This window comes from Microcoleus sp. A2-C3 (assembly GCF_036706065.1).
Taxonomy (GTDB): Bacteria; Cyanobacteriota; Cyanobacteriia; order Cyanobacteriales; family Microcoleaceae; genus Microcoleus.
In genome coordinates, this window is sequence record NZ_JAUBVX010000039.1 from 29,010 (window position 1) to 44,457 (window position 15,448).

The 15,448-nt window shown below is 45.7% G+C and carries 10 protein-coding genes; 5 read left to right on the top strand and 5 right to left on the bottom strand.

Annotation, left to right across the window (positions count from 1 at the left end; translation table 11 throughout):
* The coding region (locus tag QUB66_RS20440; RefSeq protein ID WP_332968667.1) for a calcium-binding protein at positions 1-203 on the bottom strand (203 nt) is incomplete at its 3' end.
* A gap of 436 nt (positions 204-639) precedes the next feature.
* On the opposite strand from QUB66_RS20440, the gene QUB66_RS20445 reads away from it, so the two are divergent.
* Together QUB66_RS20445 and QUB66_RS20450 are read left to right on the top strand one after the other, a co-directional pair.
* On the top strand, positions 640-960 hold the full coding sequence (locus tag QUB66_RS20445) for a nucleotidyltransferase domain-containing protein (RefSeq protein WP_332968668.1): 321 nt from the start codon (positions 640-642) through the stop codon (positions 958-960).
* The gene (locus QUB66_RS20450) at positions 957-1,352 is read left to right on the top strand and encodes a HEPN domain-containing protein (protein ID WP_332968669.1); all 396 of its coding nucleotides are present in this window, start codon (positions 957-959) and stop codon (positions 1,350-1,352) included. Before QUB66_RS20445 ends, QUB66_RS20450 begins: the two co-directional genes overlap by 4 nt.
* Positions 1,353-1,425: 73 nt before the next feature.
* On the opposite strand, the gene QUB66_RS20455 is transcribed toward QUB66_RS20450, so the two are convergent.
* Positions 1,426-4,536, bottom strand: coding sequence for an efflux RND transporter permease subunit (locus QUB66_RS20455; protein WP_332968670.1), 3,111 nt, complete (start codon positions 4,534-4,536; stop codon positions 1,426-1,428).
* Positions 4,537-4,797: 261 nt separating this feature from the next.
* Positions 4,798-6,591, bottom strand: coding sequence for an efflux RND transporter periplasmic adaptor subunit (locus QUB66_RS20460; protein ID WP_332968671.1), 1,794 nt, complete (start codon positions 6,589-6,591; stop codon positions 4,798-4,800).
* Positions 6,592-6,702: 111 nt separating this feature from the next.
* On the opposite strand from QUB66_RS20460, the gene QUB66_RS20465 reads away from it, so the two are divergent.
* The 3 genes from QUB66_RS20465 (at position 6,703) to QUB66_RS20475 (ending at position 9,442) form a co-directional block, all read left to right on the top strand.
* Entirely contained in the window at positions 6,703-6,879 is a 177-nt protein-coding gene (locus tag QUB66_RS20465; RefSeq protein WP_332968672.1) for a hypothetical protein, read from the top strand.
* 84 nt (positions 6,880-6,963) lie between these two features.
* On the top strand, positions 6,964-8,097 hold the full coding sequence (locus tag QUB66_RS20470) for an AI-2E family transporter (protein WP_265235174.1): 1,134 nt from the start codon (positions 6,964-6,966) through the stop codon (positions 8,095-8,097).
* Between the two features lie 274 nt (positions 8,098-8,371).
* The gene (locus QUB66_RS20475) at positions 8,372-9,442 is read left to right on the top strand and encodes an ABC transporter permease (RefSeq protein ID WP_265235173.1); all 1,071 of its coding nucleotides are present in this window, start codon (positions 8,372-8,374) and stop codon (positions 9,440-9,442) included.
* A 618-nt stretch (positions 9,443-10,060) separates the two neighbouring features.
* Here QUB66_RS20475 and QUB66_RS20480 read toward each other — a convergent pair.
* Together QUB66_RS20480 and QUB66_RS20485 are read right to left on the bottom strand one after the other, a co-directional pair.
* Entirely contained in the window at positions 10,061-10,783 is a 723-nt protein-coding gene (locus tag QUB66_RS20480) for a Uma2 family endonuclease (protein WP_265235172.1), read from the bottom strand.
* Positions 10,784-10,959: 176 nt separating this feature from the next.
* Positions 10,960-14,349 (bottom strand): PAS domain S-box protein, encoded by a 3,390-nt coding sequence (locus QUB66_RS20485; protein ID WP_442923323.1) that lies wholly within the window; start codon positions 14,347-14,349, stop codon positions 10,960-10,962.
* Positions 14,350-15,448 lie beyond the last annotated feature (1,099 nt).

A 15,448-nucleotide genomic window follows, 5' to 3' on the forward strand; every position in this document is an offset into this window, starting at 1 on the left:
AGGGTGTCAGTGCCACTGTCGCCAATCAGGGAATCATTTCCCCCACCTCCACTGAGGCTGTCGTTTCCTTCACCGCCTAGCAATGTGTCATTGCCATCTAAGCCACTGATGGTGTCATTGCCGCCCAAGGCAGAAATGTTGTCATTGTCTGGCGTGCCGCCGATCAGAGTGTCACTTGAGGATGTACTGGAAATTACTGCCATTTTTTTTCCTGCTTATTTGTAACAGGCGAGGGCGATTTTTACATCAGCACCTGACCCTATTTATCTATCAGGACTTTTGCCAAAAATTATGCAATTTTTCAAAGTTTTTTTTGGTGCGACAAATTTTGTTTTATTTGCGGCGAAAGATGTTATAGTTTCTACCCGCATATTTAAGTGCATGACCAAATCCGTATGTACGCAGATATCAATTAAAAGAATTTAGCAACGATCGCCCGATCGCGATCGACAGCCGCAAGACAGGATATGTGTAGGGTAAGAGCAACGCGATTGTGACAACAGGCAGCCCGATCGCCCTTTTTGATATCCAAAGGGCGAGATCCCTTGACTATTTTTTCTCACCGAAGGGCGATCGCCTTTTTGCTATAGTAGAATTGTGACCTAATACAAATTAGCTAAAGACCGCCGATCGGGAAATATGAATCAACAAATCCAAACAATTATCACAAAAACTCAGCAAGGTCTCAAAAAACTTTACGGCGAACAATTAGACAAAATTGTTATCTTTGGCTCCCAAGCCAGAGGTGATGCTAGACCAGACTCCGATATCGATATCTTAATTGTTCTAAAAAATTCCTTTAACTACTCTCAAGAAAGCGATCGAATTAGTATTTTTATTGCCGAATTGTGTTTAGAATATAATGTGCTGATTAGCTGTGCATTTGCCACTGACGAGCAGTTTAGTCAGCACAATAATGGTTTCTTTCGCAACATTCGACAAGAAGGGTTGGCGATTTGACTCCAGAACAACAAAGACTACTGGAGAAAGCAAATAGAAGTTTGCAAGCAGCGAGAGAATTGAATAATACCGGTTTTCCTGAATTTGCCACATCCCGTGCTTACTATTCGATGTTTTATCTCGCCACAGCATTTTTAGAAGCCGAAGGACTATCCTATTCCAGGCACTCAGCCTTTATCGCTGCTTTTGGGGAACGCTTCGCTCGCACTAATCGAGTTCCAGTAGAATTGCACCGCTACCTAATTGATGCTGAAAGAACCCGTCTGAGAGCTGATTATAATGTCGATCCAAATATCACAGAAACCGATGCTGAACAACTGATATCGCGGACAGAATACTTTCTCAATTTTGCCCTAGCTAATATTGATTCGCTTCCTCCACCATCTCGTTAAATGATAGACAGTATGTTTTGATATGGAGGTCGATCGCACTTTACCTCTTTTTCTCAACAATCGTACCATTTCCTTACCCAGAGAACTTCGATCGCCCTTCCCGTTTTTTCTTCCCCCGCACCAGATTAAAAACCCAGACTTGCAAACCATCCATATAGGTATAAACCACCGGAATCACCACCAAAGTCAACAGCGTAGAAGTCATCAAACCGCCAATTACCGCCATCGCCATCGGACTCCGCACCTGAGATCCCGCGCCAATTCCTAGCGCGATCGGCATCATCCCAGCTATCATCGCAATAGTTGTCATCAAAATCGGCCGCAACCGCGCCACACCAGAATCCAGCGTCGCCTCATACATCGGCTCACCTTCCTTCTGATTCATAATCGCGTAATCCACCAACAAAATGGAATTCTTCGTCACAATTCCCATCAGCAACACCACCCCAATCAAAGCGTACAAACCGAGAGATTTTTGACCTACCAAAAGTCCTAGCAGCGCACCACCCAGAGACAAAGGTAATGCCACCATAATTGTGATCGGATGCAAGAAGTTCGCAAACAACAGCACCAACACACCATAAATAAACAATACCGCCGTTCCCAAAGCTCCCGCAAAACCGCTGAAAATATCCTGCATTACCTTCGCATCACCAGAAGATTCCTGTTCCACACCAGGTGGTAAAGGATTCATTGCAGGCAGTTTCTTCACCGCAGCAACAGCTTCTCCTAAAGTCGTACCTTGCAACAAATTGCCCTCTACAGATACTTGACGAGCTCTGTCATAGCGATCGATCTGAGAAGGCCCGCTGCCCAAAGTAATATCAGCCACCGCCCTCAACGGCACAAAAGTATTATTTTTCGCCGGTACTTGCAGGTTCTTAATTGTTTCGATATCGCTGCGAAACTGCGATGCTAACATCACATGAATCGGAATTTGTCTGTCCGGCAAATCAAATTTAGCAAGATTCGAGTCAATATCTCCAATCGTTGCTAAAGAAGCAGTTCGAGCAATTTGCTGCACCGAAACACCCTGATCCGCCGCCCGAATCGGATCGGGTTTCACCAAAATCTCCGGCTTCACCAAACTCGCGCTCGATTGTACCTCAATCAGTCCCGGAACTTGCCTCATTTGTTGCGTGAGAGTTTCCGCAGTTTTAGTTAAAGCTTCCGCATTTTCGCTCTTGAGGACGATCGACATTTGCTTCCTACCGCCGACACGCCCTTGAGCAAAACTCAGTCGCACACCCGGAACATCGGTAAGTTTCGGCCGCATTTCCTCCTCAAACTTCTGTTGCTTAATTCGCTGATTGGCAGGCTTCAATTTCACGTACAGACTGGCTGTATTTACGCCACTAGCGCCCCCTCCGCCGCCACCTGCTGCCCCGGAGACAGTCGGAGCGCCTTCGGTCTCCAAAACGCTATCTACGGCTGGATGGGCGAGCAATAATTTAGTTGCTTGCTGCACTGCTAAATCTGTCTGTGACAAGGTAGAACCGGGCGGCAATTCAATGGAAACTGTCGAAAGTCCGGTATCATCGCGATCGATAAAGCCCGTGGGAATGAAAGGAATTAATTGAACACTGCCGAAAAACAAGGCTACACCTAAAATTAGGACGATCGCCCGATGCTTCAGCGCCCAAGTCAAAAGCCGGCGGTACTGATAAGAAAGTTGGTCTTTTTTAAGTTCCTGATGATGCCCTTTCTCCTTAAACATATAAGCCGCCATCATCGGAGTCACGGTGCGGGCTACTAACAGCGAAAACAACACCGAAGCCGAAACCGTCACCCCAAAAGGTCGAAAAAACTGACCAGGAATTCCCGGCATAAAAGCCACCGGTGCAAATACCGAAACAATCGTCATCGTCGTCGCAACGACAGCCAAACCAATTTCAGCAGAAGCATCCAAAGCAGCTTGATAAGGCGTTTTCCCCATCCCGACATGGCGTTCGATATTTTCAATTTCGACGATCGCATCATCGACTAATATTCCCACCACCAGCGACAGCGCCAACAAAGTCATGCTGTTAAGCGTATATCCCACCATTCTCAGCACAGCAAAAGTAGGAATTGCCGACAGCGGCAAAGCCACAGCAGCAATCAAAGTAGCCCGCCAATCCCGCAGAAAAATAAAAATTGTGATAATCGCTAAAACCGCCCCTAAAATCAAAGCATCCACAGAAGCTTCATAGGAATCTCGGATGTGATCTCCTAAAGTATAAATAAGTTCCAGCTTGACATCGGTTGGCAAAGTTTTTTCCATTTTATTAACAGCTTCCCGCACCGCTTCTTCCACAGTCACCAGAGTGCTGCCGGTGCTGCGGAGGATGGCAAAAGCCACGACTGGCTTGTTATTGAGCCGCGCGCCCTGACGCGCTTCCGAGTAGCCTTCCTCAACTTTTCCCAAACTAGAAAGCGGCACAAAACCACCTTTAGGCAAGGTAATTTGATAAGCTTGCAACTGTTCGATAGTTTTGGCACTGCCGATGGTGCGGACTGTTTGCTCGGAATTGCCGATTTCAGTTCTGCCACCTGGAAGATTGATGTTAAAATTGCGAATTTGATCGTTAACTTGGGTAGCTGTAATCCCCAGACTTTGCAATTGTTCGGGGTTTAAATCAACTCGAATATCCTTATCTCTGCCTCCAATGCGCTGCACTTGAGCCACACCTTTGACGGAGAGGAGGACGCGGCTGATGTTTTGGTCGATTAATTCGCTTAGCTGTTCTACCGTTTGGCGATCGGAAACCACGGCGTAGGACATGATGGAACTGCCGGCAAATTCTACCCGCTTGACAACGGGGTCGTTAATGTCTTGGGGCAGGCTTTGGCGGATTTGGGCGATCGCATTTCGGACATCATTCGTAGCGCGATCGCTATTTGTACCCAACAAAAAGTTAACAGTCGTATTAGAAGAACCATCATTAACAGTAGAAATAATGTGGTCAATATTCCCCAAACCCGCCACAGCATCTTCTACTTTTTTCGTAACTTGAGATTCAAGTTCTGCTGGATCTGCCCCCGGTTGGCTGACGGATATCGAAACAGAAGGGATATCGATATTAGGTGAATCATCAATCCCTAAAACCGGAAATGATACTAAACCCCCGATTGTCAGAATTAAGAATAAAACAATCGTCGGGACAGGCTGTTTAATCGACCAAGCCGAAATATTAAAAGACATATTTAAACAGTTGACAGTTAACAGTTGACAATTGACAGTGGAAATGGCCGTTATTAATAACTCTTGATTTTCTTTTTCTTCTCTTCTCTTTATTCGGCATCTTGCCCGCTCCAAATTATGTATTAACTAACTAATAGTAAGGTGCGTCAGGGGAAAATTATTAGTTTGTAGTAGCCAAATTCTGACCTGACGCACCCTATAATAACTACTGCCAACTGCCAACTGCCAACTGACTACTGCCAACTGACTACTGCCAACTGACTACTGACTGCTGACCTTAACCCGATCGCCATCCTTAAGATAACCAGCACCAGCAACAACCACTTTATCCCCCGCTTTCAGCCCTTTTTTAATCTGAACCTTAGCACTCGTCAAATCCCCAACCGCGCCCCCAGTAATCTCCCCAACCACCACCGGCTGAGCCTGCACCTGATCCTCCCCCACAAGTTTGTAAACAATAGAACTGCCGTCAGACTGTGGTAAAATAGCCTTAGCAGGAACTTTCAAACCTTGCGCCGTCGCCGTCGAAATCGAAGCGCGCAAAAACATTCCCGATCGCAAAAACTCACTTGCAGGCAAATCAATCTTCACCGTAGCCTGCCGATTTTGCGGGTCAACTAACGGCGAAATATCTCGCACAGTTCCCGACAACTTAATCCGCTTATCAGAATCAGAAGTAATCTGCACCGCCGTTCCCGGTTGTACTTGCGCAACCTGAGTTTCCGGCACTTTCAATTGCAGTTCGAGCTTATTTCCGCGAATAATCGAAAATAATTTTTGACTGCCCGCAGAAACATCACCAACTCGACCAATTCTTTCCGACACAATACCGCTATCCGGCGCTCGAACTATAGTTTGTTCGAGTTGAGTTTGCAACTGTTGAACTTGTGCATCATTGCTGCGAACACTTGCTGCATTGTTTCCCACATTTGCTCTAGCGCTGCTGACAGTTGCGGCCGCAGTATTCACCTTAGCGCGGGCACTGAGTAGTGCTGCTCGCGCGGTACTGATATTAGCTTCGGCATTAACTACTTTAGCTTGAGCCGATCGCACTTCTTCCGCCGCTTTGTTCTGTTCTTCTACAGCTTTATTCAAATCAGCCTTAGTTTTGTTCACATCTTGAACAGCAGTTTCTCGCTCCGTCTTGCGCTTTTCCAAATCTTGCTGGCTAATCACTCCCTGCGTAGCCAAATTTTGGGTGCGATTTACCTCTCTTTGGGCTTGAGCTAATTTAGCCTGGGCGGAAGCAATGCCAGCCTTAGCCTGCTCGACGCCAGCTTTAGCTTGATTCACGCCAGCTTCAGCTTGGCCAACACCCGTTTTAACTTGGGCCAAATCAGCGACGGCTTTTTCAACGCCAGCTACGGCTTGAGCGACCCCAGCTTCGGTTTCTTGTTGAGTTGACTGAGCTTGCTGCACCTGAGCTTGCGCTTGTTCTACCGTAGAATCTGCCGATTGTACTTTAGCAACCGCTGCGGCAATTTGCGATCGCAACACCGAATCATCCAAAACCGCCATTACCTGACCTTTTTCTACCGCATCCCCTTCCTTCACCAAAACCTGCTTGATTTGCAAACCGTTGGCTTGCGGCAACACCGGCAGCAAATCGTAAGCCGCCACAGTGCCCGTCGCTTCCAGAGTTTGAGCCACCTCGGCAGATTCCACAGCCGCCACAGTCACAGTCTGAGCAGTTGCTGACTGAGCCGCCACTGGGGCTGTCACTACGGGGCGCGCACTTTTTTCCGCAATCAAGTGTACGCCCGCCAGCGTTGCAGCCACCCCAATTCCCACGCCCGCCAACATAGTCGTCCACCTGATTCCTTTGCTGGGAGGAACTTCCGTTGCTGCTGGCTCCCAAACTTCTGATTGTTTCCCAGTCATTTCTGGAACTTCTAGCGCCACTTCTCGTTCATCTTCCTCTGGGGGAAATTGCCAGCGAGATTGGTCTGGAACCCCACTTTCAGGCACTTCCGCTACTAAATTCCTGTCGCGCCCGCTCTGCACGGGGCGAAGAGGTTGCTTTTCTTCTGCTTCTGAAAAAATTTGATTTGTCACGGTAGTTCCTCTCGCCGCTATGAGCCCTTGATTTTTGATTGTAAAGAAATATTTCGAGATTAATATGTAGTTCATTTTAGCCGATGAGCTGAGCAGTCGCGCGTCCTCCTTTTGGGTGAGTGTGGCCAGATTTCCGGTTGCAGCGGCGATTTCGATCGGGCTCCTGAGCAAAGTAATATTAGCGTGATTGGCGATCGTTCGGGCGATCGGGCTGATATTATCTCTATTCGCGGTTTTGCCGTCACCAACTCATCAATTCTCAGAAAATTAAGCCTAATCTTGAACTAATTATTGCTAATTTATAATCTGTTTGTCGTATAATACGGCACATCGGCTGAAAAAATCCTGCCAGTTTAATTGACACAAATCCCAATGAATAATGTCTTTACTCCCATCCAACAGTTTCTAATTACTTGGTTGCTAGTCCTAGTGACGGGATGGTTTACCCTAACTGCAATCAGTTACGTGGGGGAACTGGTCAGCATTTTAGTAACAGCCGGACTCATTGCATTCTTATTAAATTATGCCGTAATCAGACTGCAAGTATTTTTGCCACGAGGAGTAGCTGCGGGGCTAGTTTATTTAACTGCGGGTTTGCTAGTAGTAGTAATTGGTCTAACTATTGTACCACCCGTGTTCAGCCAAGCGAGGCAATTGGGCGTGAGATTCCCGGAATTACTGGAGTCGGCGCGGCAGCAGTTAGGTGAATTTCAAGTATGGAGTGCCGATCGCAATTTGCCATTTGATGTGCAAATATTAGAACAGCAGTTATCAGCCAAAGTCCAGGAACAAGTGCAAGCAATCGCAGGTACAAGTTTAGGCTTAGTTGTCGGCACTTTCAACTGGTTTCTCGACTTAATTTTTATCCTGGTAATTTCATTTTATATGCTGCTAGATGGTCAAAGAGTGTGGCAGGGTTTGACCAGCATTTTTTCGCCGGATATTCGCTATGTTTTAACCGATACTTTGCAGCGAAACCTCCAACGATTTGTATCTGGCCAGTTATTGCTGGGACTATTTATGGCGATTTTACTAACACTGGCTTTTTGGTGGCTGCAAGTTCCATTTTTTCTGTTGTTTGCCGTGTTTATAGGGTTGACAGAAATAATTCCGTTTATCGGAGCCACGTTGGGCATTGGAGCAGTTACTATAATTGTAGCATTTATCGATTGGTGGCTGGCGCTGCAAGTGTTGGCAGTTGCGATCGGCCTCCAGCAAATCAAGGATAATTTAGTAGCTCCCCGCATCATGGGCAATCTCACGGGGTTGAGTCCGGTAATTATTTTTACAGCTTTACTATTAGGAGGTAGAGTGGGAGGATTGTTAGGAGTTATCCTGGCAATTCCGCTGACTGGGGTTGTCAAAAGTATCGTAGAAATTGTACTCAATCCCAAATTGCCACCGCAAACAGGCTCATTTTTCTACAATCCCTTTAGCGGCGAGGAATTGGGCAAAATTGAGGAAAATGAAAATAAAATAATTTTGGTTGCAGATGAACAAAAATAGTCGAAGGTTTGTAGTAAGAACTTCAGTCCTCAAAATTTATATTAGCAAGGAAATCAGCCCTTGCTACGGATTTCGTTAAGAAATAACTCAAGTCCTTAAGCTGTTATACATTTAAAGTGTGGGTCAAAAATCAGTCCAAGTATTGTCAAGTATTGTGGAATGGGCTTCGACGCCGTTCCGAATATACAATTTAACTGCAAAACAGCTTACTACGAACGAAAGAAGGACTAAAGTCCTCACTACGAACACACTTAAAATTTAAAACCTAAAACCTATGAAATGGTGGCAAAATCTTAAAAAAAATCCTCTAGCTCGGTTGGGAGCAGTGGTGCTGTTAATCTTTTATACAGTCGCACTTTTCGCCGAATTTGTGGCACCTTACGACCCCTACGACTCTCAATTAAACGCTTCCTTGCTGCCCCCAACTCAGATTTATTTAAGTACCAAAGATGGGCGATTTATCGGGCCGCACGTTTATCCGACAACTCAGGGTCCAGTGGATGCGAATACGGGCGCTCGCGAGGTAATTGTAGACTGGAAAAAACCCTCTGCTGTCGGTTTGTTTGTCAAAGGTTCTCCCTATAAGTTTTTAGGAATTTTACCATTCGACAGGCACTTGTTTGGCACTACAGGAGAAGGCAAAATTAACATTTTAGGCACGGATGAACAAGCTCGCGATCAATTCAGCCGCTTAGTACATGGCAGCAGAATTAGCCTCAGCATCGGTTTAGTTGGCATAGCAATTTCTTTTCCCTTGGGATTGTTAGTTGGAGGAATATCAGGTTATTTCGGCAGTTGGATTGACAGTATTTTAATGCGATTCGCCGAAGTATTGATGACGATTCCTGGTCTTTATTTATTAGTAGCGCTAGCAGCAGTGTTGCCCCCCGGATTGACAAGCGCTCAGCGATTTATATTGATTGTGCTGATTACTTCATTTATCAGTTGGGCGAGTTTGGCGCGGGTAATTCGCGGTCAGGTACTGTCAATCAAACAGCTAGAATTTGTGCAAGCAGCGCGGGCTATGGGCGCAAATCCAATTTATATTATAGTCCGCCACGTTTTGCCACAAACTGCAACTTATGTAATTATTTCTGCTACTTTATCGGTTCCGGGTTTTATTGTAGCGGAGTCGGTTTTGAGTTTAATTGGCTTGGGAATTCAACAGCCTGATCCTTCTTGGGGAAATTTGCTATCGCTGTCTACTAATGCTTCAATTTTAGTTTTGCAGCCCTGGTTAGTTTGGCCTCCGGCGACACTGATTATTTTGACTGTTTTGGCGTTTAATTTATTGGGAGATGGGTTGCGGGATGCTCTAGATCCGCGCAGCATTCAAAGGAATTAAACAATACTCTCAAAATATTTGCCGTAAAGCTTGGTTGTCATCCGAGAAATTGGGTAGAAACCCCGTCCTTTTAGGACGGCTTTGTGTTACAATATAATTGGTCAATGACCCACCCGCGACTATGTGAACATAAACCCTAATTAATAAGTTTGCGACAACCGCAACGGGAAAGAAAAATAGGTAGACCGGGAAAAGAGGACAGGGCAATGGGCAGTCCAACCCTAGAATCAAAACTACGAAGAATTCCGTTTGGTATTCGACACGTAAAAACCGCAGGGCTTGCGGGGTTAGTGCGCGAGAGCGAACATAAGACCAAATCTCTTTGAGGGTGGAGGCAGTTGCGAAGAAGCAGAAATTCAAATCGCGAGGTTTGGGAATCCCCGTACCTTCAGGTCGGGGTGGATGTCAAGAGTCAAGCTCTCACGTCGTCGTGAGAGCCGAAATGGCGAGATTCTTCACTTCTTTGGGAATGACAACTGTTCAACCGGACAGGATATGAGAGAAAAATCCCGGATTTCGCACTTAAAAACAGAGACTCACGCACCGCCAAACAAAAGAAGAACTAAAGTGGATTTGGGCAACTGAAGCTCATCACAAAAAGCGAATTACTGACTGCAATTAGTTCAGACTATCTGGATCTACTCCCAACTCCCGCAATCGTTGAGCTAATTGTTGGGCGCGCCGATCTAATTGTTGGGCGCGCTGATCTAATTGTTGGGCGCGCTGCGCTTCCTGTTTCACCTGTTCTTCAGGTGTCAGATAGCGTTTGCCATCGGCATCATACCAATACAACCACTCTCTTGTCACCCCAGAATAGTTTCCCCTTTCACAACCAATCCCCAAACCTATTTCTGGCATCCAAACTGGATGTCCTGGCTGTTGTAATTCATACTTCCCATTGACTAACTTGTGTACTTCCAAATGAGGTTTACGACGGCGGCGGGAAGAATAAATGACGTAATAAAGTACGCCTAAAGCTTGATAAGTGTCTAATTTTGTGCTGTATTCCTTGCGATAAGTTGGGGAAACCACTTCTAGCACGAAAAGTGGCATGACATTTTCATCCCACAGCACGTAACTGGGGCGTAATTCTTCGTCGTAAAACCGTTCTACTCCTAAACTTAAGAAAGCATCTGGGACAATGGGTGGTTCGTCCGGGTCATGATAAACACCCATATCTATGCCAAAAAACCAGTCCATGCGTTCTGACCAAAGTATCAGCAAGATTGCCTTTAACAACCCCGGTATTAGTTCTTGCAGTTCATTATCCACAGGGGTTTCATCCGAGTCTGGTAGTTCATCGGCTGAGGGCAAGTTCCTCGGCAAGTTGTACTGTAACATTGCGGCTTTCCTCAAAACTAATTCCTATTATAATAGGAATTATGCACTATACCCAGGTGTAGGAGCTTTTAAGCGGGGGGATTGCCCCGCTTAAAAACACCATGTACGGACACTTTGCGTGCAGGACTGTTATAAGATACAGCTTGAACAAGCTGTGTTTACTTTTGTGCTTTCTGCTAATTATTTAGAGGTAAGCGGATCGTAAAAGTAGAACCAACACCGACTTGACTGTTTACTGAAATATTGCCACCCATCATGAGGCAAAAACGCTGGCTGATTGCTAGTCCCAAACCTGTGCCGCCGTATTTGCGCGTGGTAGAAGCATCTGCTTGGATAAAGGGTTGGAAAATGTGCTGCAACTCGTGTGGATTCATGCCAATTCCTGTATCTGTACAATTAATTACTAAAAATTCTTTACTGGGATTTGAGGATGGAGAATTTACCGCAGGTTCAGAATTGTTTTCTGGTCTCGCTGCGCTGCTATCGCTGGCGATTTCTTGTCGGCTGGCGGTGAGGGTAATTGTACCATTTTGAGTAAATTTGGCGGCATTGCTCAGCAAATTTAATAAAATTTGCCGCACTTTGGTAATGTCACCGTGCATAGTGCCGATATTGCTAATTTGCTGTAAGTTTAAAGTGTTATGATTTTTATCAATTAGTGGCATGGCGGTGTCGGCGACTTCTGCAATCAATGTGGCGATGTCGAAGGTTTCTAGGTAGAGATCCATGCGGCCTGCTTCGATTTTAGAAATGTCGAGAATATCGTTTATTAGTGATAGCAAGTGTCTGCCGGATGTGCGGATTTTGTCTAAATCTGAGGTGAGTTCATCGTAACCCAATTCTTCGGTTTCTTCTTGGAGCATTTCGCTGTAGCCGATGATGGCATTCAGAGGTGTTCGCAGTTCGTGGCTCATGTTTGCCAAAAATGCACTTTTTGCGGTGGAAGCTGTTTGGGCTGCTTCTAGGGCGAGTTGCAAGGCGGATTCAAAGACTTTGCGATCGCTAATATCCTCGACGCTCCCTTCATAGTAGAGTACCTCGCCGTCGCTGTCGCACACTGCACGGGCGCTTTCGGAAATCCAAATTACCTTGCCGTCAACGCGGTAAACTTGTGACTCAAACCCGGAAATTTGTCCGAATTCTTGCATCACTCGCATAAACTTCTCGCGCTGCTGAGGATTGACGTAAGCCTGCTGTCTGATGTTTGTGAGATTTGATGTCAATTCTTCGGGTGTTGCGTAGCCGTAGATGCGGGCTAAGGATGGATTTACGCTCAAGAAGCGGCCTTCTGGGGTGGTTTGAAAAATGCCTTCGACTGCATTTTCAAAGATGCTGCGGTATTTTTGTTCTGCTTGGCGGAGTGCGGTTTGTGTCCGATCGCGATCGCTAGCTTCGATCGCCAATGATACCAAATCTGCGAGGGAAGCAGCAAAATTTTGTTCTTCTACCGTCCAGTTGCGAGCAATTCCCACCTGTTCGATACAGATGACTCCGACTGTTTGTCCTCCCAATCGCACCGGCGCATCTAAGGTTGATTTAGTGTCATTTTGTGTAAAGTAAGATGCCACAAATTCTCTGGTTCTGATATCTGAGAGAGCGTCATCGGCTGCGATCGTCCGGTCTTCTTCCAAAGCTTTAAAATAAACTGGATAGTCTGCTACTGCGAGTTCACTACCTTGAGAATGCTGGCTGTTGGTGCGGTGAAATTGGTCGAGACATTGCAGTTTCGATCGACTTTGGTCGTACAACCACGCTCCGGCTACTTCTGCATCTAGGGTATGAGCTGCGGCTTCGGTGATTTCCCTCAAAGCTACTTGCAAATCGCCTCGATATAGCGCTTTATTTCTTGCCAATTCTAGCAAAACCATATTTTGTTTGAGCAATTGTTTTTGCCTCATCCGCCGCATTGATTCGGCTCGTTTCTGTTCAGTAATGTCGCGGGCTACCCAAATTACGGATTCTTCTGAAAGTGGCGAAATGCTGGCGGCAAAACAAACTTCGCGGTTGTCAATGGTTAAATCGTACTCGATGCTGACAGTTTGCTGAGTATCTAAAGCTGCTCGAATGTGGTGCAAAAAAATGTCGGCTTTAGCTTGGGGAAACAGCTCTCCGACAGTTTTGCCAACTAATTCTTCGGCTGGTTTGTAGAGCAGGGATATATTTGTGGGCGCGATTTTTAAATAGCGGCCCGTGGCATCCACAACTATAATTAATTCGTTCATAGCTGCAAACAAAGCCCGCAATTCTGCTTCGGCGGCTTCGAGTTCGGCAGTCCGCTCTGCTACTCGCTGTTCTAAACTGGAGTTAGTTTGTTCTAGGGCTACAAAAGATGCTCGCAATTGTCTCGCCATCTGGTTGAAAGACTGAGCCAGGACGCCGAGTTCGTTGACACCTTTGACTTCAACTTCGCCGTCTAATTCGGCGGAGGTGAAGTCGGCAGATTCGGACATTTTTGTTAAAGCTTTGGAAGCTTCCAGCAATCGGGTAATTGGTGTGACAACCCAGCGAGAGGTGAAAATTCCCAGGACGATCGCCAATATGAACGCAAAAAAACACAATAAGATAGTTGTGCGAGTGTTGGCGTTAATTTGCTCCATAAAGTCTGCTTCCGGGATTGCTACGACAATCAGCCAATCCAGACCGCGGCCGTCTCGCAGGGGAGCAACCGTAATGAATTGACGTTTGCCGTCTATATCGAAGGTAAACTGTCCTTGGGTGTCAATTTCTGCAAAACTGCCAAATCGTTTTTGCAAGTACGTGGATGCCGATCGAATTAGCAAATTTTTGCTCCTAGTCGCCAACAGCCGTTTTTGTCCGTCGTTGTCAGTGATAAAGGGCAATTCATCTGTGGAACTGGCGACTATTTCGCCGCTGCGTTCGATCGCAAAAACTTCTCCAGACGGGCTAATTTTGATACTTTTAAGAAAATCACTGATTTGAGAAAGAGTCAGGTCAATTGCCAATACCCCCCGCAGTTTTCCTGTTTTATTGTAAATCGGCATCACCGGCGTAATCCCCAGAACTGGCGAGGCCGTGAAGACGTAGATCGGAGACCAAGTAGCTTTTTCTGCCTGTTTGGCAGCTTGGTACCACGGTCTATTACGGGGGTCGTAGGCAGCGGTTTGGATGAGTTCAGTGCGATTTCCCTGGCTGTCGAGGCGATAAATTTGGCGGTTGGGAGCAGTTGATTCGTCTCTGATGTATACTAATTCTTCTGCTTCGCGTTTGAGTAAGAGGAATTTGCCCTGTTCGTCGCCGTAGTAGATGGTTGTAGTTCGATCGCTCAGCTTGGTCTGGTTCCACAAATAACGCTCTAAGTTGGGGAAGTCATCAGGGTCTAGGTTTCCAGAGGCGATCGCAGCAGTATTCATTTGCAGGAACAGGTGAGACACCTCTCCAAAACTGCGGAAATTTTCTTTAGTCCTGGCTGCAACTTCCAAGCTTAACCTGGTTGCAAGGTCATTGACGGCTTTCTGACCATTACGAAACGATAGCCATCCAGTGACGCCAACTGCTACGGAGATTTGCACCACCAGCGGCATCAACAAGACAAGGCTCAGTGACATCTTGGGCGAGCTTTTCATTTCTTCGACTGCTTAGAGTTTTCAATAACATTAATATTATTTTGACACCGATCGGGTTTGCATATCGTTTGTCGTTTAAAAGATGCCCTAGATATCAATAGTCAGGACAGTTTTTCAACCCCCCTGTAAGCCTTACAGAGCTTGCTATGCCATTTTTAACGCATTTTTTGAAACTTAGCACTCTTACTTAACAATACTTCGGACAGTTTTTGAGCAGCGAGAGTACCATAGGATAGGACTGACGGAAGGTTAGGGTGATTTAAAATTAAATTAGGGTCTAAATCTAACTTATTAATAAAGGTGTAAAGTATATTTGTATTGAATTTCCGGCGTTTACAAGAGGCTATTGAAAACACGAATAGCTCCGAAAATAAATTAAAAAGTAGCTTTTTCTTCAGTTTTTTTGCCCCTTTCATTAATTAATGAACAATCGATGGTCGCAATAATTTTTAGCTTACAGTTCAAGGCTTTCTTGATAAGGTATTGGTGAAATTCGCTCAAATCAAAATTCTTTAAAAAATGACGAATATCAGTTTTTTTTACTCAATGAACTATAAGGGCTCAGATTGGTAAAGTTCACCTTGCCATAAAGAAGCAATATGGTGTCAAATAAAATCACCATAAACTTGTTGGGGATTGACTAATCCCTGACATTTTTTGTAAGATAGATTCTAGAATATTTATTAAGCATTTTTTTAAGTTCGTCTGTTTTTGAGCTTAACGCAAAAAGTACCTTTTTTTGTCTTTTTGGTGAAAATCCCAGTGACTTTTTAGCGGAATGCTCGCGGAGTGTCCGTGTGGCAAAACTGTCCGAAGTATTGAGGGAAGCGCGATCCTCTTCGTTGGCGCAGCCCCCGTAGGGGTGGGCTTCGCTAACGCACTTTTAGGCATCGCGCCGGTGCGCGCGAGCGAAGCTATCCCCTAGGAATCGCCCCTGACAACTTTAACTTTTTCTCAGGGAAGGGCGATCCTCTTCGAGGGCTTCGCTAACGTACTCCCTGCAATCTCGATCGCACTTCTCACCCAATTGTAAATTTTTGTTACTAATTTCAATTCGGTAGCTTTAGATACAGAATTATCT